This window comes from Promicromonospora sp. NPDC057138 (genome assembly GCF_042670845.1).
GTDB lineage: Bacteria > Actinomycetota > Actinomycetes > Actinomycetales > Cellulomonadaceae > Promicromonospora.
On sequence record NZ_JBHUUX010000001.1, the window covers coordinates 292870 to 313014 of the forward strand.

Sequence of the window (20145 nt, forward strand, 5' to 3'; positions counted from 1 at the left end):
GTGTACGGCGAGTACGGCCCTCGAAGGGTCTCCCACGCGGGTGGGGCGGGACAGGAGGTGGAACGCTTAAGTTCCGGAGCCGGCGGGCTTGGGCGGCCGCACCGTCGGCACGTCGCCCACGATCGGGATCGGACGCCGGTGGAACGGGAACCCGTAGCGCGTGACCAGGCCCGCGAGCGTCGTGACCCGGTTGCGGGGCCCGACCAGCGACATGATGTGCACGAACAGCCAGACCAGCCACGCCGTGCCCTTGGTGAGCCGCAGCGGCGTGCCGCCCGGCAGGTTGATCTCGGCGATCGCCGCGCGGCGCCCGATCACCGCCATCGTGCCCTTGTCGACGTAGCGAAGCTCCCGCAGGGGGCGGCCCGCGAGCAGCGCCTCGATGTTCCGGCCGATCAGGGTGCCGCCCTGGATGGCGGGCTGGGCGAGCTGCGGCAGGTCCGACGGCGACACCGCGATGTCGCCGGCGGCGAACACGCCCGGCAGCCCCTCGACCTGCATGTCGTCGCCGATCTTGATGCGGCCGCCCTCGTCCTGCGGCATGCCCCACTCGACGACCTCCTCGTGCGGGCGCACGCCCGCCGACCAGACGGTGAGGTCGGCGTGGATGCGCTTGCCGTCGGTGAGCACCACGGCGTCGCGCTCAACGGCGGCGACACCTGCCCCCAGGTGCAGCGAGACCCCGCGCCGGGACAGCTCCTTGGCGGCGTATTTGCGCAGCTTGGGCGCGAACGACTTGAGGATCTCGCCGCCGCGCTGCACCACCTTGACCTCGAACGCGTCGCCGTGGATCTCCGGGTAGGCGGGCGCCAGACCGGCGGTGCGCAGCTCGGCGAGTGCGCCCGCCACCTCGACCCCCGTGGCGCCCCCGCCCACGACGACGACGCGCAGCCCCTCGTCGAGCCGTTTGGACTTCGCGGCCTTCTCCAGGCGGATGAAGAGGTTGTCGCGGATCCGGAGCGCCTGGGACCGGGAGTACATCGGGAACGCGTATTCCTTGGCGCCTGGCGTCCCGAAGAAGTTGGTGGTCACGCCCGCCGTCACCACGAGGTAGTCGTAGCTGATCCAGTGGTCGTTGAGCAGGCGGATCTTCTTCGCCTCGTGGTCGGCCTCCACGAGGTGCTCGTGCACCACGTGCACGTTCTTCTGCTTCAGCCGCAGGCCGCGCAGGAAGTACGTGACGTCGCCCGGGTTCAGCCCGCCCGTCGCCACCTGGTACAGCAGCGGCTGGAACGTGTTGTAGACCCGGCGGTCGATCAGCGTGATCCGCACCGGCGCGTCCTTCAGGGCCTTCACGGCGGCCATGCCGGCGAATCCTCCGCCGACCACCACCACGTGCGGCAGCGGTTCCGGGTGTCCGGCCAGGGGTGTCTCGAGGCCGTAGTCCTCGTCCTCAGGATGCACGGGGATGTGTGCGGATTCGGTCACGTGACGAAGTCTCTCACCGGAGTGTTAACGGCGCGGTCGGTCGTGAACACAGTGCGTGAACACAGGTCGTGAGCCGGCAGGAGGCGTTCAGCAGACCGTCATCGTGGGTCCACCCTCTGGTCGGGCGGACGCCAGCCCGGCCTCCGATCGTCGTCGGCATGAGTGAGCACACAGCCGGCGTCACGCCGAGCGAGACCAGCACGGCCGAGACCAGCACGGCCGAGAGTCCCACCGGCGGCGTCGACCGCCGGACGTTCCTGTCCCTGAGCAGCCTCGGCGCGGCCGGCGTCGCGACCGTGGCAGCCGCCGGGGCGGCCGTGCCCGCCGCCGCGACCGAGCTCGCCCGGCACCCGCAGCGCTCGCTGCGGTTCGGGCGGGACGGCACGTTCAAGATCGTCCAGTTCAACGACACGCAGGACGACGAGAAGATCGACCGCCGCACGTTGGAGCTCATGCGCGCGGTGCTCGACGACGAGCGGCCGGACTTCGTGATCCTCAACGGCGACAACATCACCGGCGGCTGCGACACCCCGCTCGAGATGCGCCAGGCGATGAACAACGTGGTGCAGCCCATGGAAGAGCGGGCCGTGCCGTGGGCCATCACCTTCGGCAACCACGACGAGGACTCGACGCCGAACAGCGGCGTCGACGAGGCCGACATGCTCGCCTTCTACCGGTCCTACCGCTACAACGTGAACGGCCCGACGGCGCCCGGCGTCACCGGCCAGGGCAACTCGAACCTGCTGATCGAGGGCACGAACGGCCGGCCGGCGTTCAACCTCTGGCTGCTCGACTCCGGTCGGTACGCCCCCGACCTGCTGGCCGGCCAGGACTTCGACGGGTACCCCCACTGGGACTGGCTGCGCATGGACCAGGTCAAGTGGTACTACGACACGTCGGTGCAGATCGAGCGTCAGGCCGGCCACGTGGTCCCGGCGCTGATGTTCATCCACATCCCGCTGTGGGAGTACCGCTTCATGTGGTTCGGCTCGGTCGACGGCCGGACGGACGCCGACCACGAGCGCGGCAAGGCGCGGCACCGTATCGACGGCGAGCGGAACGAGGAGGAGTGCCCCGGGCCCTTCAACTCCGGCATGTTCTCGGCGATCCAGCACCGCGGCGACGTGCGCGGCGTGTTCTGCGGCCACGACCACGTGAACACCTACTCCGGTGACTACTACGGCGTGCTGCTCGGCTACGCCGGGAACACCGGGTTCGGCACCTACGGCCTGTCGGGCGCCGAGCGCAACCGGCTGCGCGGGGCGCGCGTCTACGACCTCGACGAGTCGGCGGACGGCGTCCTGACCGGCACGCGCATGCGGTTCGCCGGCGAGTTCGGCATCGACCTCACCGCGAACGACCAATGGATGGAGCCGCTCCCGCTGCCGACGGGCAAGTGACGCACGGGCGGGACGCGGCACGGGTGAGAGCATGGGCGCATGGCTGAGCTCCTCGCGGTCTGCCGCGTCCACGTCCTGCATCCCGACGCCGGGACCGTCGGGGTCACGGCTATCGACAAGCGTCCGGTCGACGGGCGGGTCAAGGTCCGGCCGCTCGGGCTGTACGCGGACGTGCAGGCGGACCGCGCCAACCACGGCGGCCGTGACCAGGCCGTTTATGCCTACGCGCAGGAAGACGCCGACTTCTGGTCCGCCGAGCTGGGCCGCGAGGTCACGCCCGGCCTGTTTGGCGAGAACCTGCGCACGCGCGGCCTGGACGTGAACCACGCCGTGATCGGCGAGCGGTGGCGGGTCGGAACGGCGCTGCTCGAGGTGACGCAGCCGCGCGTGCCCTGCCAGACGTTCGGACGCCGGCTCGGCGAGCAGCGCTGGGTGCGCCGGTTCACGCAGGCCAACCGCACGGGCGCCTACCTGCGCGTGATCGAGAACGGCGAGATCGGCGCGGGCGACACCGTCGAGGTCGTGCAGAAGCCCGCGCACGGGGTGACGGTCGCGGACTGGTTCGCCGGCCGCTACGGCGTCGCGCGCGGCGAGGGCCCGACGACGGGCGTCGTCCCGGAGCGCGCGGCGGACCTCGCACCCGTCGTCGGAGACGCCGCCACGCTCGTGCCCGACGAGAAGGGCGCCCCCGACCCCGACACCCTGGAGGCGCTCGCGCAGCGGCTGCTGAACGCGCACGCCGCCGGCGACATCCGGCTCAGCGTCGACATGCTGCGCCGCACTGAACAGGCAGCAGGCCGAGCGGTCGTGGACTGACCCCTGCGGCCCGGCGCCGCTCACCTGACACAGGAGGCTCAGCCCTCCGCCGCGTGCCGCCTCTCGAACCGTGCGCGGGCGGCGTCGTGGGCCTCGCGCAGGAGCCGGAGGACCGTGTCACCGGTCTCGCGCCCGGGATTGACGACGGCGATCCAGCCGGCCGACCCGTAGACCGGGTGCGGCAGCACGAGGTCGGGTGTGGCGGGATCGGCCTGATCACCGGTGAGCTCCCGGAACGTCGCCCGGTCGACGTGGATGTTCACGCGCCAGCGGTCCGGCCCGTCGAGATCGGAGGCCGTGTCGTCGGGGTAGTTCTTGGTGACGATCGTCCCGTAGGGCTGGACGGTCCGGGGCATCACGCCGTCGGGGGCGTAGTAGAAGAACGCGTCGCCCCAGGCCAGCTCTGGAAAGTCCGGGTCGCCGACGGCGGGCGCCACGACGAGCGAGCCCTCGAGGTCGCGCACGGTGCCGATGATCTGGTCGATACTCAGGTGGGTGCTCATGGTTCAAGCATCACCTTCAAGTGCTTATGTGGGGTTGGGCGAGTGACACGAGACGACAACCGTCCGCTCCGCACGGCCGACGTCGCGCGGGAGTCGGGATACTCCGTGCAGCAGGTCCGGGACCTGGAGCGGCTGGGCGTCATCCCGCCCGCCGTCCGCGGGGCGAACGGGTATCGCGCCTACACGACGACGCACGTCCAGGCGCTGCGCGCCTATCGGGGCCTCGCGAGCGCCGCTGGACCAGTCGAGGCCCGCCGTCTGCTCGCCGACCTGTTCGCTGCGCCGCCGGTCGCCGGCCTTTCGACTGACGCGAAAGCGACCGACGGACCTTCGACTGATTGGCTTCCGACTGACAGGCGGCAGACTCCACGCTTCGCCGATGCCGCCGCCGCGATCGGTGCCGTGTACGTGCGGCTGGCGCGCGAGCGCGACGAGGCACTCCGTGCGCGGGCCGCGCTGCACGCCATCCAGAGCGAGGCGGCCGTTTCCGGCGCTGCCCCGCTCGGCAGCGACACCACCGCCGACACCATGACCATCACCGAGCTCGCCGCAGCCCTCGGCGTGCGCACGTCCACGCTCCGGTTCTGGGAGCAGGAGGGACTCGCGGTCCCGGAGCGCGTGACCACCCTGCGCGCCCGCCAGTACGGGACCGGGGCGATCCGCGAGGCGCGGATCGTGGCCGCCCTGCGCAGCAGCGGGTACGGCGTCCCCGCCGTGCGCGACGTCGTCGCGACGCTGCGGCAGGTCGACGGAATCGCGGAGGGGATCGCCGAGGCCGGGCGGATCCTCGACGGTCGTCTCGAGCAGATCGCGGTCCGGACCGTCGCCCTGCTGCGGGCCGGTGCCGACGTCGCCGCCGTCCTGGAGTCCACTCCTCTGGCGGGACCTCCCGGGAGGTCCCCGCACGCCCCAGCGGTCAGTCGTCGCTGAGCTGCTTGCCCTGGCGGACCAGGTCCTGCAGGGTGCGCTGCACCTTCTCGACGTCGGGCACGTCGTCGAGCACCATGCCCGGCTGGTCCGTGCCGTCGGAGATCACGAGGGTGCCGCAGCCGAAGAACCGGTCGCTGAGCTGCTTCTCGAAGGTGACGTTGTTGATCCGGTAGAGCGGGATGTCCCGGCCGGTCTGCGTCAGGATGCCCGTGCGCAGCGCGACCCGCTGGTTCGTGATGATGTAGCGGGTGGTGCGCCAGCGCAGGAACGGCCCGATGGCGGCGGCCAGGCCGAGCACCACGAGCACGAGCGTCGCGAACCAGAGCACTATCCCGTCCACCGGCAGCGGCACGATCCACAGGGCGATGAGGATCGCGAGGAGCAGCACGAGCAGCAGGATCGGCTTCACGACCTTCTTCGGGTGGGTGCGAAGCTGCATCACGATGGTCTCGCCCTCAGCGAGGTGCTCTTCCCTCATTCCGCGAATACTGCCCTACTGCGCCAGCGGGATCTACTGTGCTGCCAGGTTCCATCCCTCGATGGTGCGCAGGCTGTGCCCGTAGCCCAGCAGACAGACGGCGGCGGTGCCCAGCTCGAACCGGGCCCCCAGGCGCGGGTCGACGCCCAGCCAGACGGTCGTGAGCACCCGCAGCAGGTGGCCGTGCGCGACGAGCAGCACGTCACCGCCCGAACCTGCGCCGGGCCCCGGACCGGCACCGGCCTGACCGGCGAGCACCCGCTCCGCCCGGGCCACTACCCGCGTCGCCCGCGCGGCGACCTCCTCCAGCGTCTCCCCGAGCCGCCCGTCGCCGTGCTCGGCCGACGGCGGCAGCACGCGGACGCCGTCGTCGAAGATCTGGAACTCGCGCCCCAGGTCCTCGGAGACGTCGTGCGAGGTGCGGCCGTCGACGGGCCCGTAGTCCCACTCGGCGAGGTCCTCGTCGACGACGGCGTCGGGGTACCCCGCGAGCTCCGCCGTCACTCGCGCCCGGGCGAGCGGCGAGGTGTAGACGGCGGCGAACGCGTAGTCGGCGAGCGTCGCCCCGGCGGACCGAGCCTGCTCCTCGCCGGCCGCGGTGAGCGGGATGTCAGTGCGTCCGGTGTGCTGCCCGCTCGCGCTCCACTCGGTCTCGCCGTGCCGGAGCAGCACGAGCTGCGGGTCGCGCGAGGGCTTCAGGGCGGGCGGCCGAGAGCCGCTCTGAGGATTGGGCTGAGAGGTGTGCTGGGTCGCGGGCGTCGTCTCCTCGGGCATGGCTGGAGCATCCCGCGCCCTACGACGGAGCGCACCCCCTGAGGGCTACTCGCTTGCGATCTCTTCCATGAAGTTCTCCACGAAATCCTCTTCGTCCCAGAAGCGCGCGACCCAGCGCGCGAACTGGGCTCCCACCTCCTGCTCCGCGGCGCGCACGAGGTCGTAGGGGTCGTCGGGCGGGGTGAGCCCGAAGTGCTGGCTCAGCCAGTCGAGGTACTCGTCGTGGCGGTCGTACTGCTCGTGTTCCGCGTCCTTGTCGTCCTTGTCGCCGAACCCGGCCGAGTAGTCCCCGACGTAGAGCGTCCGGTCGCAGCCGAGCTGCAGGAACAGCTCTCGGAGATTCCGCGCGACGACAGCGATCCCGCCTTCGTCCCCGAACACCACGACGGGCAGGGTCGCCATGTCGGCGCGGTCGTCGATGCGCCAAAGGGCGTAGATGGAACCGGACTTGTTGGCGTCCGCGAAGGAGAGAAGGCCGTCGAGGAACTCGGGATCTTCCGACCAGGTGTCGATTCCGGATGCGTGTCCGAACTCCGTCAGGAAGAACCCGCGCGAGATGTTCCCTCCCGAGATGCGGTCTTCCAGCTCCTTGAGCAGGTTCAGTTCCGGGATCGGGGAGTAAGGGTCGCCCATGAGGTCCTCCAAGGTCTCTGGTCCAGTGCGGGAAGCTGCCCGCGCGCGGCATCCTCTCGTGTTGTCGCTCCCTGACCTGCCCAAACACGCCCGGTCCGACACGCGGGCCTATCGCGCAAGGAATCCTGGTGCGCGCCGCACCCTGCACCTACGCTGAGCAGCGTGACCCGTGCCACTCCGGCGTCGCACGGCGCCGTGGACCGCTTCTCCACGCGTGGCCTGCCCGCAGCGCGGCGGATCGAGCTGTGGGAGGAGCACAACGCCGACGCCCTGGTGGCGTTGCGGTGCCGCATGCGCGAGGGTGCGGCGCTCGAGGCGTCCGAGGCGAACCTGCAGGTGGACCGGCTGCACCTGGCGCACGTCGAGGCCAACCCGCACGCCGTCGAGCGCACGGCCCGCACGGTCCGCACCCGCCCCACCGGATCGGTGGCCCTGTACTTCACGCTCGTGGGCGACGCGGTCTTCCACCACGACGACGGCGTGCGGATGCTGCGCCCCGGCCAGCTCCTGGTGTGCGACGCCGACCGGCCGTTCCTGCGGGGGTTCTCCCACGGCCTGGAGGAGCTCGCGATCAAGGTCCCGTACGACGTGTTCCGCTCTGTCGGCGGCACCGTGCCGCGCACCGCCCGGGTCATCGACTTCGGCGCACTGCGCCCGACCCTGAGGTCGGGAGCCGGTTCGGGAACGGCCTCGGGAGCGGGGCCGGGAAGAGCATCGGCCATAGGCGCGCCCTGGGCATCGGGCACCAACACGTACGCGGCGGCCTTGGCCGCACTGGTCGCGCGCGCGGTGGGCCCCCGCGGCGACGGTGCCGTCGACGAGGCCACCGCGCTCGAGCTGGTCGCTGCGGTGGTGGCGCGGCCGGCGGCGTCCGGGGCGCAGGCGGCGAGCGCGCACTTCGCCGCGGCCGAGCAGTACGTGCGGCAGTGGCTGCGCGACCCCACGCTGTCCGCCCGCCGGATCGCCGACGCGATCGGCCTGAGCGAGCGGCAGCTCTCGCGCGTGTTCGCCGAGCGGGGCACGAGCGTGCCGCGGTTCGTCGCCCGGCGTCGCGTGGAGCTGGCGGGTCGGCTGCTGCGGATGTCGTCGTACGCGGAGCAGACCGTCGAGGCGATCGGCCTGCGCTGCGGGTTCTCGTCGGCCGCGCAGTTCTCGCGCGTGTTCCGGGAGCAGGCGGGCATGCCGCCGTCGGAGGTGCGCCGGCACGCCTTCTCCGCACGCGCCTGAGCCAGTCTCGTCTTGAGATTTTCCGCCGACTTTCATGGCCTGCCCTTTTCGAGGAGGCGGGCCTGCGCCACCCTCGTGCGCATGCCTGATTTCGACGACGGTCAGACCGAGACCGAACTCCCCAGCAGCACGGACACCAGCGCCGGCAGCGACATAGTCGTCGAGACCGACGTGCTGGTCGTCGGCTCCGGCCCGGCGGGTGCGTCGGCCGCCCTGTTCCTGTCCAGCCTGGGGATCAGCACCATCATGATCACCAAGTACCGCTGGACGGCGAACACGCCCCGCGCGCACATCACCAACCAGCGGACCATGGAGATCTTCCGCGACCTGGGCATCGAGGACCAGGTGCTCGCCGATGCCACGCCGCACGAGCTGGTCGGCGACACCGTGTTCTGCACGACGATCGCTGGCGAGGAGATCGGCCGCATCCTCACCTGGGAGACGCACCCCGCCCGGGAGGCGGACGCGCGCCTCGCCTCGCCGTCGCTCACGGTGGACATCCCGCAGACCTACCTCGAGCCGATCCTGGTGAAGAACGCCACCCAGCGCGGCACGCAGTCGCGGTTCTCCACGGAGTACCTGAGCCACACCCAGGACGACGACGGCGTCAGCACCCGCGTGCTCGACCGCGTCACCGGCACCGAGTACACGATCCGGTCGAAGTACCTGATCGGCGGCGACGGCGCCCGCTCCCAGGTGGCCGCCGACATCGGCCTGCCCATGGAGGGCGCGATGGACATCGCCGGCTCCATGAACATCACGTTCAAGGCCGACCTCACGCACCTCGTGGGCCACCGCCCGTCGGTCCTGTACTGGGTGCTGCAGCCGGGGTCCGACGTCGGCGGCATCGGCGCGGGCCTGGTCCGCATGGTCCGGCCGTGGAACGAGTGGCTCATCGTCTGGGGGTACGACATCGCCGGCGACCCGCCGCAGCTCGACGACGCCGCGGCGACCGAGATCGTGCGCCAGCTTGTCGGCGTCGACGACCTCGACGTCGAGATCACCGGCTACTCGCTGTGGGGCAACAACCAGATGTACGCGACGCACCTGCAGAAGGGGCGCGTCTTCTGCGCCGGCGACGCCGTGCACCGGCACCCGCCGAGCAACGGCCTCGGCTCCAACACGTCGGTGCAGGACTCGTACAACTTGGCGTGGAAGATCGCCGCGGTGCTGAACGGCCAGGCTGCGCCGTCCCTGCTGGACACCTACTCGACCGAGCGCGCGCCGATCGCCGAGCAGATAGTGCTGCGGGCCAACAAGTCGGGCGGCGAGTTCCGGTTCATGGAGGTGCTCGGCGTGCTCGACGCCGAGACCCCGGAGGCGATGCAGGCCGCCATCGACGAGCGCAAGGCGAACACGCCCGCGGGCGAGGCCAAGCGCAAGGCGCTCGTGGAGGCCATGGACCTGAAGCACTACGAGTTCAACGCGCACGGCGTGGACATGGGCCAGTTCTACGAGTCCGCCGCCGTCGTCCCGGACGGTTCGCCCCAGCCGCTGGACGAGCGCGATCCCGAGCTCTACTACAAGCAGTCCACGGTCCCGGGCGCGCGGTTCCCGCACGTGTGGGTGGCCGACGTCGACGGCCACAAGCGCTCGACCCACGACCTCGTGCCGTACGGGCAGTTCACGCTGGTGACGGGCATCGCGGGCGAGGCCTGGGCCGACGCCGCCGACAAGGTCGCCGAGGAGCTCGGCCTGCCGCTCGGGGCGGTCGTCATCGGGCCGGGCCGCGAGGTCATCGACACCTACTACGACTGGGCGAAGATGCGGGGCGTCGAGGAGTCGGGCGCGATCCTCGTCCGCCCGGACGCGCACGTCGCGTGGCGCGCGCAGACGCTCGCCGACGACCCGGCGCAGGCGCTGGGCGACGCGCTGCGGGCGGTGCTCGGCCGGGGCGAGCAGGATGGCTGAGCCGGGCCGGGACGCCGCCGTCGCCGACGAGCAGGCCGCCCGCGAGCGGGAGCTCATCGACCGGGTCGTGGCGTCGTTCGACGGCGCCGCCGACGAGCGGCTGAAGACCGTCCTGCAGTCCCTGACCCGGCACCTGCACGCGTTCCTGCGGGAGGTGCGCCTCACCGAGGACGAGTGGACCACAGGCATCGGGTTCCTCACGGCCGCCGGGCACCTCACCGACGACAAGAGGCAGGAGTTCATCCTGCTGTCCGACGTGCTGGGCGCCTCCATGCAGACGATCGCCATCAACAACGAGGCCTACGCCAACGCGACGGAGGCCACGGTGTTCGGCCCGTTCTTCGTGGACGACGCCCCGCGCATCGACAACGGCGGCGACATCTCCGGCGGCGCCGCGGGGCAGCCGTGCTGGGTGGCGGGCACGGTCACCGACACGTCGGGCAACCCGGTCCCGGGCGCCCGGATCGAGGTGTGGGAGGCGGACGAGGACGGCTTCTACGACGTCCAGTACGGCGACGACCGCACGGCTGGCCGCGCCCATCTCTTCTCCGAGGCCGACGGCGCCTACCGGTTCTGGGCCATCACGCCGACGCCGTACCCCATCCCGCACGACGGGCCGGTCGGCGCGCTGCTCGCGGCGTCGGGCCGCTCGCCCCTGCGCGCCGCGCACCTGCACTTCATGGTGACGGCCCCAGGGCTGCGGACCCTCGTGACCCACATCTTCGTGCGGGGCGACGAGCTGCTCGACGCCGACTCCGTGTTCGGCGTCAAGGACTCGCTCGTCATGGACTTCGAGGAGCAGCCGGCGGGTACCCCGACGCCGGACGGCCGCCCGGTCGGCGACACCTGGTCGCGCACCCGGTTCGACATAGTCCTCGCCCCCGCCACCTGATCCGCGGGCCCGGACCAGCAGTGCGCGGCGCGGTGGCAGTCGCCCTGGTGAGCAGCCACAACGATCGCGCCCGCAACAAAGTTGCGACCGCGCGGTGAGGCTGATGTCACAGCCCCTTCAGTCGCGCGGCGACTCGGTACCAACCAAAATGGTGAATCCGCACATCAGCGGTGAACCACGTGCACCGTAGCCGTACGCCTGCACCGGAGGAGGACATATGACGGACGCCGACGACGCCCAGAACCACTCCATCGCCAACCCTCGCCGGACCACGCTCCTGCATCGGAGCGCCACCGAGGCCTTCGTTCCCCAGCACGAGGAACGCGATGCCCCGGCCGACCAAGCCGCTGCGGGCTGACCCGCGCCGCGCTCGCGCCGACCAGCGCTCGCGCCGACCAGTCCTGGTGCCTCGACGGAAGGCCCGGCCGCACGCCACCCGGTGGCACGTGCGGCCGGGCCTTCTGCGTTCCCCGTTCCACGATGCGAGACGCGGCCCGATCGTTCTCGAATTCACCCACTCAGTGCGGACCAGAGCTGAAACAGCAGGTCTGAGGCGGTATCCCAGCCCAACTTCTGTGACAGACGTCACTCCCGTTACATTCTGGAAACATATCCGGTAGTCTCGACGCGGCATCTTCTTCCACAATTCGGTACAGCAGGTCGATGCAAACAGCCAGATGGCACAGCGAGTTCGGCACGGTCAGCCAGGCGGGCAAGGTCTCGCGGCGACCGGTACGACGTGGAGAAGGAACTCGCCGGCGGCCATGCCCCAGCACGGGGCAGGCCGGCCAGAGAACGTCCAGTCACGTACGGCGACAAGAACTGAGTGGGGAACCCAGGGATGAATGGCGAATCGATTCGACACTTTACTGACGGACGCGTGCCCGACGCCGGGATCGCGCACCTCTTCAGCGTCGAGAACCGATTCCAGGCGCGCCTCGACGTCGAGGCCGCACTCGCACTGGCAGAGGCCGAGGTCGGGCTGATCCCGGAGCCGGCCGGCGAGGCGATCGCGCAGGCCGCGCAGATCGAGAAGCTGGACCTCGCCCGGGTCGCGGCCGCGACGGTGTCGGCGAGCCACCCGCTGATGCCACTCATCGAGGAGTTCGCCCGCGTGGTCGGGCGGGAGCACGGCGGCTGGGTGCACTGGGGCGCTACCACGCAGAACATCACGCAGACTGCCGACGTCCTCGTCCTGCGCGACGCGCACCGCGCCGTCAAGGACCTGCTCGCGAAGGTGCTCCGGGGGATGTCGAAGCAGGCGGAGGCGTCCGCCGCGGTGCCGATGGCGGGCCGCACGCACAGCCAGCACGCGGTGCCGGTCACCTTCGGCTTCAAGGTCGCCGTCTGGATCGACGAGCTGACCGCCCACACGGACCGGCTCGAGCGGCTCGAGGACCGGCTGTTCCGGGTCCTCATGGGCGGCGCCGTCGGTACGTTCGCGTCGTTCGGGCCCGCGGGGCGCGAGGTCGAGCGCCGGGTCGCCAACCACCTCGGGCTGGGCACCATGCCGGTCCCGTCGCGCGCGATCAACGACGGCATCGTCGAGCTCGTCCTCGTCCTCGGCCAGGTCGCCGGGACCGCCGGCAAGATCGGCAAGGACATCTACTCGATGATGCAGCCGGAGTTCGGCGAGGCGTTCGAGCCCATCCCGGACGGGACCGTCGGCAGCTCGACCATGCCGCACAAGCGCAACCCGCAGCTCGCCCTCGACCTTCTGTCGATGAGCGCCCAGCTCCGCGCGCTCGCCGCGCCGGCGCTCGAGTCGATGCAGCACGACCACGAGGCGAACGGCGGCATGACCGACCTTCTGGAGGAGACGGTCAAGCGCGCCACCGTGCTCGGCGGCGACATCCTGACCCGCCTCGACGTCATCCTCGACGGCCTCGAGCTGAACGAGCAGCGCATGCGCGCCAACCTGGCGCTGAGCGAGGGCCTCATCGGCTCGGAGTCGCTCATGATGGAGCTGGGCGAGCGCATCGGTCGCCAGAAGGCGCACGAGGTCGTGTACGAGGTGGCGCAGGAGTCGGCGTGCGGCGACGCGCAGTTCCTCGACCTGCTGGTCCGGAACGCGACGGTGAGCGCGTACTTCGACCGCGACGAGATCCGCCGCCTGATCGACCCGCGCGCGTACCTGGGCGAGAGCATCACGATCGCGCACGAGATGGCGCAGCACGCCCGCGCCGTCGCCGACCGGCTCGAGTTCAGCGCCCGCACGGCCAGGCCCGTGCCGCTCTTCCTGCGTGAGACCTCCAGGAACGACGACGCCGACGACGCCGACCCGGTCACCACCGGTCACGTCGCGGCCGACCGGGTGGCCGCGGATCGAGTCGCCGCGGACGCGCGCGCGGCGGACGAGCTGCTCCTCGTCGGTCTCTGACCGACCGGGCCTCGGGTTCAGAACGAGGACTGCGGCCCTGACTCGGCGTACCACCTACGCCGAGTCAGGGCCGCAGACCTTTGAATCAGAAGAGCGTGCCCGACTCCCACGTCCGCCCCGCCGAGGTCCCGACCGGAGTCGGCGCCGTCACGGGGGCGGGGACCTCGGGCGGCTCCGCGGCGAAACCGGTGCGGCGCAGCTCGGCGTCGGGAATCATCCCGGCGTCCGGGACGAGCATCTCGCCGACGCCGCCGCGTCCGGCCGCCCACTCCTCGGCGGCGAAGCCGGCGAGCTGGTCGACCCGCTCGTTGTACGGGTTGCCCACGTGCCCCCGCACCCAGTGGAAGCGGACCGGCCCGCTGCGTTCCGCGACGGCGCGGTCGATGCCCTGCACCAGGTCGAGGTTCGGCACGGGGTCGCCCGACGGGGAGCGCCAGCCGTTGCGCTTCCATCCCTCGGACCATTCGGACACGGACCGGATGGCGTACTGGGAGCTCGACTCGACGAGCAGCGGCTCGTCGCCGGGGTGTGCCTCGATCGCGCGCAGCAACGCCGAGAGTGCGGCAACCTGGTCGTTCCCCCGGGCAGCGCCGCCCGAGTCGAACTGACCGCCCGCGTGGTTGATCCACGCCCATCCGATCGCGCCGCCGGGTGCGGCCGACCCGTGCGTGCTGACGATGATCACGGCGTCCATTGTGCCTCCTTCTGCCCGAGAACCCGTACGGCAGGCCGGGGCGCCGTGCGTTCGGAGCCCGGCCGATCGAGAGTTCGGTAGGGCGAATTTCGGGCCCCGGGCCCACGAAACCCGCGCCCGGCGATCCGTAGGCATGATGACGGTGTGCCTCATCTCCCCTCCGACCCGGCCCGTCGCCCGCCCGACGGCGCACCCACGCCCGCCGAGCGTGCGCACGAGCTGCACCCGTCCCGCCGTCGGACCGGCTCTGACATCCGGCGGTGGCGCAGGCTGCTCGCCGACGAGCGGGCCGAGGCCGCCGTCTACCGCGACCTCGCCGGACGGCGCACGGGCGAGGAGCGCGAGATCCTGCTCGCGCTCGCGCGCGCGGAGAAGAGGCACGAGTCGCACTGGCTCGAGCTCCTGGGTCCCGACGTCGGCGCGCCCGTGCGCGGCGACCTCCGCACGCAGGCGCTCGGGTTCCTCGCCCGCCGCTTCGGCGGCGTCTTCGTGCTGGCGCTCGCGCAGCGTGCCGAGGCCCGCTCGTCCTACGCGCACGACGCCGACGCCACCGTCACCATGGCGGCCGACGAGCAGATCCATGAAGAGGTGGTGCGCGCGCTGGCCACCCGGGGCCGGAACCGGCTGTCGGGCACGTTCCGTGCGGCGGTGTTCGGCGCGAACGACGGCCTCGTGTCGAACCTCGCGCTCGTGCTCGGCATCGGCGCGTCCGGCGTGGCGACGAGCACCGTCCTGCTGTCCGGGCTGGCCGGCCTCCTCGCGGGCGCGCTCTCGATGGGCGCGGGCGAGTTCGTGTCGGTCCGCTCGCAGCGGGAGCTGCTCGAGGCGTCGTCGCCGTCGCCCGACGCCGACGCCGCCCTGCCGTACCTCGACGTGGACGCGAACGAGCTCGCGCTCGTGTACCGGGCCCGGGGGATGAGCGTCGAGGGTGCGACGGCGCACGCCGACGCCGTCCTCGCCCGGCTCGCGGTCACTCCCGCGGAGCAGGGCGGCCCACTCCCGCAGCCGAGCGAGGCGTCCGGTGCGACGCGTCCCGCGGACCCCGGCACGGAGCTGGAGAGCGACCAGGCCGTGGTCGACGACCTCGAGACGCACGGGACGGCGTGGGGCGCCGCACTCTCCTCCTTCTGCTTCTTCGCGTCGGGTGCCGTGGTCCCGGTGCTGCCGTACCTGCTCGGCCTCGACGGCCTCGCGGCGGTACTGGTCTCGACGGCGCTCGTCGGGCTCGCGCTGCTCGTGACGGGCGCCGTCGTCGGCCTGCTGTCTGGCACCTCGCCGCTCACCCGGGCGCTGCGCCAGATCGCCATCGGCCTCGGCGCTGCGGGCGTCACCTATGTGCTCGGACTGATCTTCGGCGCTACCGTCGGGTGAATCGACAGTTCACCCACCGGCCTCCGGACCAGGTGGTGGATGGCCCCTGATGCCCTGAGATGCCCGAGATGGCGCGCCTCTCCTGACATGTCGCAGTTCCTAAGCACAAAATTCTCGATCCGCAAACCGCAGGTATGCAGTTGCCGATATGCGGAGCCGCCCGCAGATTGAATGTGTATACATGTCTGGTAGGCGGTCCACACCGGACCGGAGAGCGGGAGACCGATGTCGAAGGACGCGCAGACGAGCACGGGGGACACCCTCCGTCGCGTCGTCGTGCGCGCCGTCGGAACCTTCGCGCTCGGTGCCGCGGGCCTCGCGCTCGGCGTCACCCTCGCGGCACCCTCGGCCGCCGCCGAGCGTGACGCGCTCGGCTCCGTCGTCAGCGACACGCTGGAGGCGACTGCGCAGACGGTCACCTCGACGACCGACCTGCTCGGGCTGACCGCTGTCGCCGACCAGGCCGCGTCGGACGGCGGACAGGCGGCAACGACGCCGCCCGCGCCGGAGCCGGCGGCTCCCGCGCCCGAGCAGGCCGCCGAGCCAGCCGCGCAGGCCGCCGGGACCGGCACGACGTCGGCGGACGAGCCGGCCCCGCAGGGGGCCGAGCCGATCACGAAGACCGTCGAGGGCGTCGTCACCGCGGTCTCCGAGGGTCTGCTGCAGCCGGTGACGGAGCCGGTCCGGACGGCGGTGACGGAGCCCGTGGGCGACGTCGTCACGGAAGTCACCGAGAAGCCCGTCGCGGGCGTCGCCGAGGTCGTCGAGCAGGTCTCCGACCCGGTCCTCGAGCCCGTCACGGAGCAGGTCGGCGACGCCGTCAAGCCGGTGACGGAGTCCCTCGGCGAAGGACTCGCCCCGGTGACGGGCCTCGTCGGCGAGGTCGTCTCGCCGCTGACTCCGGTGCTCGGCGCCGTGACGGAGCCCCTCGCCCCGGTGACCGACGGCCTCCTGGAGCCCGTGGTCGGCCTCGTCTCCCCGGTGACCGACGTCGTGGGCGGCGTCACCAAGCCGATCCTGCGGGCGCTCGAACCCGCGACGGCACCCGTCACGGACGCGCTCGCGCCGATCCTGACGCCGGTCGTCGAGGTCGTCGCCCCCGTGGGGGAGGTGCTCGCTCCGATCGTCGAGCCCTTGGCCCCGATCGTGGAGCCGCTCGCCCCGGTGACCGGGGTGCTGGTGCCGGAGCTTCCCGCCGCGCCGTCGGCGCCGGGCGGGCCTTTGACTGTGATCCCGACCGACCTGGTCGTGGAGCACACTGAGCCGACGTCCCCGGGGTCGCTGCAGGCCTCCGGTGGCGCCGCGGGTGTCGTGGTCTGGACCTCAGCCGGGGTCCAGCACGCGATGCTCGACCTGATGCAGGTGGGCGCCCCCGCGGCGGACACCGCGCGTGCGCTGGGCTTCGCGACTGCCGGCGTCGTCCAGGCGGGCGGCCCCGGCCTCCTCGGCGGGGGCTTCCCGCTCGGGGGCGCCGGGAACGCGGTGCTGGCGAGCGCCGGTGGCTTCGTGGGCGGCGGCGCGCCGCAGCTGAAGCTGCTCGGCGGCGACCTCCTCGCGGTGCTCTCGGCACTGCTGGTCTTCCGGGCCCGCGCCTGGCGGGTCGCCGTCGACGAGTCGCGCGCCAAGTTCTCGAGCAGCTACACGGATATCCCTGTCTCTCCTGCCTGACCTGGCTGGGCCGCGCTCACGCGTGCGGCACCGTCCGACGGTGAATCTGCCGTCGGCTCCACGCCAGGCAAGGAGAGACCCATGGACAAAAACATCCGTCGGGCGCTGTACACGGCACTTGTCGCGGGTGGCCTCATGGTCGCCGGCGCCTCCGCTGCGCACGCCGCCGAGGAAGGTCTGCCGGAGCCAGTCACTCAGGGAACCACGGACACGATCGAGGGCTCTGCCGCCGCGCGCGGTGACCTCGACACGACGGCCGAGGTGCGTAAGCCGGAGGCCGGTGCCGACGGCGGCGCAGGCCTGCCCACGGGCGCCGGAGCCGGACGCGCGGCGGAGGACCTGACCGGCGCGGTCGAGGACGCTGCGGATGCTGCCGACGCCGACGGTGTGGTGGGCGACGTCGTCGGCCCGAAGGGAATTCTCGGATCGCTCGCGGCGGGCGACGTCGGGGGAGTCGTGGACGGCGCGCTGGGCGAGGGCGGCCTGGTCGACGCCCTCCTGGGCGGTCTCCCACCGAGCGAGGTTCCGGGTCCGGACGGTCCGGGTACTGAGGAGCCTGGTGCGGGTGAGCCGGGTGCTGATCCTGGTACTGACGGTCCTGGAACCGACGAGCCTGGAACCGACGAGCCTGGAACCGACGAGCCTGGAACCGACGAGCCTGGAACCGACGAGCCTGGAACCGACGAGCCTGGCACCGACGAGCCTGGCACCGACGAGCCTGGTGTCGAGGACCCCGGCGCAGAAGACCCGGGCACCGACAAGCCTGGAACGAGCAAGCCCGGAACCGACGGCGCCGAGCCCGGCGCCGGAACGAACGGTGCCGGAACGGATCGTCCCGCCGCGGATCGTCCCGGCACCGGCTCCGAATCGGCCGGACCCGAGCGCCCCGCACGGGTTGTGCTCACCGATGCGTTCCCGGGCGACAGCAGCCACGACTACGGCGTCGACACCCGGTACCTGGCCGCCACGGCCATCGACGGCCCGGAGGACGCCGACGCGCCCGCGGCCGAACGGGATGCCGAGCGAGGGCTCCCCGGGGGCGGCGTCGACATCAGCTGGGGCGACAAGGCCGAGGCCGTCCCGGAAGGCGAGTACGACGGGAGGATCCTGTCGGGCGATCGCGGAATTGGGCTCCTGGGCACGATGCCCGAGCCCGAAGCCGACCCCGAGGACCAGGCGGAGGTGAAACCGGCGGCTGCGCCCGGTGACACCGGCCCCTTGGTCCGGACGGGCCACATGTTTACGGGGCAGCTCTCGCTGATCTCGCTCCTGATGGGGCTGGGGATCGCGGTGCTCCGCATGCGTCGCCGTTGAAGCGTGGCTTGACCACGCTGTGACGGGCGACAACGATCCGGGCCCCGGTTCCCGGTCGTGAGCCATCAAGGTGACTCGCGATCGGGGGCCGAACCAGGCCCGGGTCGGCAGGTTCGAGGGGTCGGGGCGCCGCTGGGGGGCGCCCCGGCCCTCGGACCGGAAAGAAACGGAGCGGGAGCTCAGGACATCTGGGGGTGACCTGAGCGCCCGCTCTGTCATGTCCGGGAGGTGCACGTCACATCCCGGGCACCGACCGTGCGCCGGGCCGCCGCCTAGGATCGGAACATCATGCGCCAGCTGCTCGCCGACACCACGCCGCTGAAGGTGTCGCCGGACTACCGGCGTCTCTGGCTGGGCCTGTCGATCTCGAACATCGGCACGCAGGTGACCATCGTCGCGGTGGGCCTGCAGGTCTACGCGCTGACGGGATCCACGCTGGCCGTGGGCCTGCTGGGGCTGTTCTCGCTGGTCCCGCTGGTGGCTCTTGGCCTGTACGGCGGGGCGCTCGTGGACCACTACGACCGGCGCACGGTGTCGCTCCTGTCGTCGCTGGTGCTGTGGGTCGTCGTGGCGGGCATCGCGGCGCAGGCATGGTTCGGGCTGGAGTCGGTGCCCCTCCTGTACGGCCTGGTCGCCGTGCAAAGCGCGGCCTTCGCGATCAACAACCCGGCCCGGTCGGCGATCATCCCGCGGCTGCTCCCCAAGGAGCTCATGCCGGCGGCCAACGCGCTGGCCACGCTCTCCATGAACGTCGCGCTGACCGGTGGGCCGCTGTTCGGGGCCCTGCTGGTGGCCCAGCTCGGCTACGCCTGGGCGTACACGCTGGACATGGTGCTCTTCCTCGCCGCCCTCTGGGCAGTGTTCCGCCTGCCGCCCGTGCCGCCGGAGGGCACAGAGGGCGCCGTGCTGAACAGCAGGGGCCGGGTGGGCGCCGTCGGGCTGCGGTCCGTCCTGGACGGCCTGCGCTACCTCGCCACCCAGCCCAACGTGCGCACCACGTTCCTCGTCGACATCTGCGCGATGGTCCTCTCCTTCCCGCGCGTCCTGTGGCCCGCCGCCGGCGTCATCTACCTGGGTGGCGGCGAGACGACGACGGGCGTGCTCGCCGCGGCCTTCGCCATCGGCGGCATCCTCGCGAGCGTGTTCTCCGGTGGGCTGACGCGCATGCGCAAGCAGGGACAGGTGATCGTCTGGGCGATCACCGCATGGGGCCTGTCGATCGCGGCCTTCGGGCTGGTCCTCGTGCTCGTGGGCCGGGACTCGCCCGACGGCGCGGTCGTCGGGGCCGTCATCGCGGCGGGGATCGCGCTCGCGTTCGCCGGGGGATCCGACAGCATCTCGTCGGTGTTCCGGCAGAGCATCCTGCAGACGGCGACGCCGGACCACATGCGCGGGCGCCTGCAGGGCGTGTTCATCGTGGTGGTGGCCGGCGGGCCGCGCCTCGGGGAGATGGTCCTCGGCGCCGAGGCGACGTGGTTCGGCGAGGGCTGGGCCGCCGTCGTCGGAGGCCTCACGTGCGTGGTGCTGCTCTGGCTGATAGTCCGCCTCACGCCGCGCTTCTGGCGCTACGACTCCCGCCACCCGGAACCCTGACCCCCGCCCCCGTTGAGTGCTGGGTATTTGTTTGGTGGAAACGTTTTGACGCCCCAAAATAACCCGACAAAACAGGGCCGGGGTATTTGTTGGCTCGAAACGTTTCGAGCCAACAAATACCCAGCACTCAACA

The 20145-nt window shown here is 71.7% G+C and carries 18 protein-coding genes; 12 read left to right on the forward strand and 6 right to left on the reverse strand.

All coding sequences use genetic code 11. From position 1 onward, the window contains the following. Positions 1-66: 66 nt before the first annotated feature. Positions 67-1428 carry an NAD(P)/FAD-dependent oxidoreductase gene (locus tag ACFT2C_RS01300; protein WP_377205191.1) on the reverse strand — a complete coding sequence of 454 codons (1362 nt, stop codon included), beginning with the start codon at positions 1426-1428 and terminating at the stop codon, positions 67-69. 158 nt (positions 1429-1586) lie between these two features. On the opposite strand from ACFT2C_RS01300, the gene ACFT2C_RS01305 reads away from it, so the two are divergent. Then, entirely contained in the window at positions 1587-2828 is a 1242-nt protein-coding gene (locus ACFT2C_RS01305) for a metallophosphoesterase family protein (protein WP_377205192.1), read from the forward strand. A gap of 39 nt (positions 2829-2867) precedes the next feature. Continuing rightward, positions 2868-3644 carry an MOSC domain-containing protein gene (locus tag ACFT2C_RS01310; protein WP_377205193.1) on the forward strand — a complete coding sequence of 259 codons (777 nt, stop codon included), beginning with the start codon at positions 2868-2870 and terminating at the stop codon, positions 3642-3644. Positions 3645-3682: 38 nt separating this feature from the next. Here the strand turns inward: ACFT2C_RS01310 and ACFT2C_RS01315 are convergent, their stop codons facing one another. Continuing rightward, entirely contained in the window at positions 3683-4147 is a 465-nt protein-coding gene (locus ACFT2C_RS01315) for a DUF6194 family protein (RefSeq protein WP_377205194.1), read from the reverse strand. Between the two features lie 42 nt (positions 4148-4189). On the opposite strand from ACFT2C_RS01315, the gene ACFT2C_RS01320 reads away from it, so the two are divergent. After that, the gene (locus ACFT2C_RS01320; RefSeq protein WP_377205195.1) at positions 4190-5077 is read left to right on the forward strand and encodes a MerR family transcriptional regulator; all 888 of its coding nucleotides are present in this window, start codon (positions 4190-4192) and stop codon (positions 5075-5077) included. On the opposite strand, the gene ACFT2C_RS01325 is transcribed toward ACFT2C_RS01320, so the two are convergent. The 3 genes from ACFT2C_RS01325 to ACFT2C_RS01335 are packed head-to-tail and all read right to left on the reverse strand — an operon-like array spanning position 5064 to position 6962. Beyond that, entirely contained in the window at positions 5064-5555 is a 492-nt protein-coding gene (locus ACFT2C_RS01325) for a PH domain-containing protein (protein WP_377205196.1), read from the reverse strand. The two genes, ACFT2C_RS01320 and ACFT2C_RS01325, sit on opposite strands and share 14 nt — an antisense overlap. A gap of 33 nt (positions 5556-5588) precedes the next feature. Then, positions 5589-6329, reverse strand: coding sequence for a histidine phosphatase family protein (locus ACFT2C_RS01330; RefSeq protein WP_377205197.1), 741 nt, complete (start codon positions 6327-6329; stop codon positions 5589-5591). Positions 6330-6374: 45 nt separating this feature from the next. Further along, the gene (locus ACFT2C_RS01335; protein WP_377205198.1) at positions 6375-6962 is read right to left on the reverse strand and encodes a hypothetical protein; all 588 of its coding nucleotides are present in this window, start codon (positions 6960-6962) and stop codon (positions 6375-6377) included. A gap of 162 nt (positions 6963-7124) precedes the next feature. Here ACFT2C_RS01335 and ACFT2C_RS01340 point away from each other — a divergent pair, with 162 nt between their 5' ends. From ACFT2C_RS01340 to ACFT2C_RS01360, 5 genes are all read left to right on the forward strand, one after another. After that, the gene (locus ACFT2C_RS01340; RefSeq protein WP_377205199.1) at positions 7125-8189 is read left to right on the forward strand and encodes an AraC family transcriptional regulator; all 1065 of its coding nucleotides are present in this window, start codon (positions 7125-7127) and stop codon (positions 8187-8189) included. 81 nt (positions 8190-8270) lie between these two features. Further along, positions 8271-10100, forward strand: a complete 1830-nt coding sequence (locus ACFT2C_RS01345; RefSeq protein ID WP_377205200.1) for an FAD-dependent oxidoreductase — start codon at positions 8271-8273, stop codon at positions 10098-10100. Continuing rightward, positions 10093-10992, forward strand: coding sequence for a dioxygenase (locus ACFT2C_RS01350; RefSeq protein WP_377205201.1), 900 nt, complete (start codon positions 10093-10095; stop codon positions 10990-10992). The genes ACFT2C_RS01345 and ACFT2C_RS01350 overlap by 8 nt, the downstream gene beginning before the upstream one ends. Before the next feature lie 217 nt (positions 10993-11209). Next, positions 11210-11350: a hypothetical protein gene (locus ACFT2C_RS01355; protein ID WP_377205202.1), complete on the forward strand. Its 141-nt coding sequence runs from the start codon at positions 11210-11212 to the stop codon at positions 11348-11350. A 522-nt stretch (positions 11351-11872) separates the two neighbouring features. Then, the gene (locus ACFT2C_RS01360; protein WP_377205203.1) at positions 11873-13372 is read left to right on the forward strand and encodes an adenylosuccinate lyase family protein; all 1500 of its coding nucleotides are present in this window, start codon (positions 11873-11875) and stop codon (positions 13370-13372) included. A gap of 85 nt (positions 13373-13457) precedes the next feature. On the opposite strand, the gene ACFT2C_RS01365 is transcribed toward ACFT2C_RS01360, so the two are convergent. Further along, positions 13458-14066 carry a ribonuclease H gene (locus tag ACFT2C_RS01365; protein ID WP_377205204.1) on the reverse strand — a complete coding sequence of 203 codons (609 nt, stop codon included), beginning with the start codon at positions 14064-14066 and terminating at the stop codon, positions 13458-13460. A 144-nt stretch (positions 14067-14210) separates the two neighbouring features. Here ACFT2C_RS01365 and ACFT2C_RS01370 point away from each other — a divergent pair, with 144 nt between their 5' ends. The 4 genes from ACFT2C_RS01370 to ACFT2C_RS01385 all read left to right on the forward strand — a co-directional run bounded on the left by ACFT2C_RS01370 (position 14211) and on the right by ACFT2C_RS01385 (position 20012). After that, positions 14211-15437 (forward strand): VIT1/CCC1 family protein, encoded by a 1227-nt coding sequence (locus ACFT2C_RS01370; protein WP_377205205.1) that lies wholly within the window; start codon positions 14211-14213, stop codon positions 15435-15437. A gap of 225 nt (positions 15438-15662) precedes the next feature. Then, positions 15663-17105, forward strand: coding sequence for a hypothetical protein (locus tag ACFT2C_RS01375; protein WP_377205206.1), 1443 nt, complete (start codon positions 15663-15665; stop codon positions 17103-17105). Between the two features lie 81 nt (positions 17106-17186). Then, the gene (locus ACFT2C_RS01380) at positions 17187-18419 is read left to right on the forward strand and encodes a hypothetical protein (RefSeq protein WP_377205207.1); all 1233 of its coding nucleotides are present in this window, start codon (positions 17187-17189) and stop codon (positions 18417-18419) included. Positions 18420-18707: 288 nt separating this feature from the next. Further along, complete coding sequence (locus ACFT2C_RS01385) at positions 18708-20012, forward strand: MFS transporter (RefSeq protein ID WP_377205208.1); 1305 nt, start codon at positions 18708-18710, stop codon at positions 20010-20012. The last annotated feature ends 133 nt before the right edge of the window (positions 20013-20145 follow it).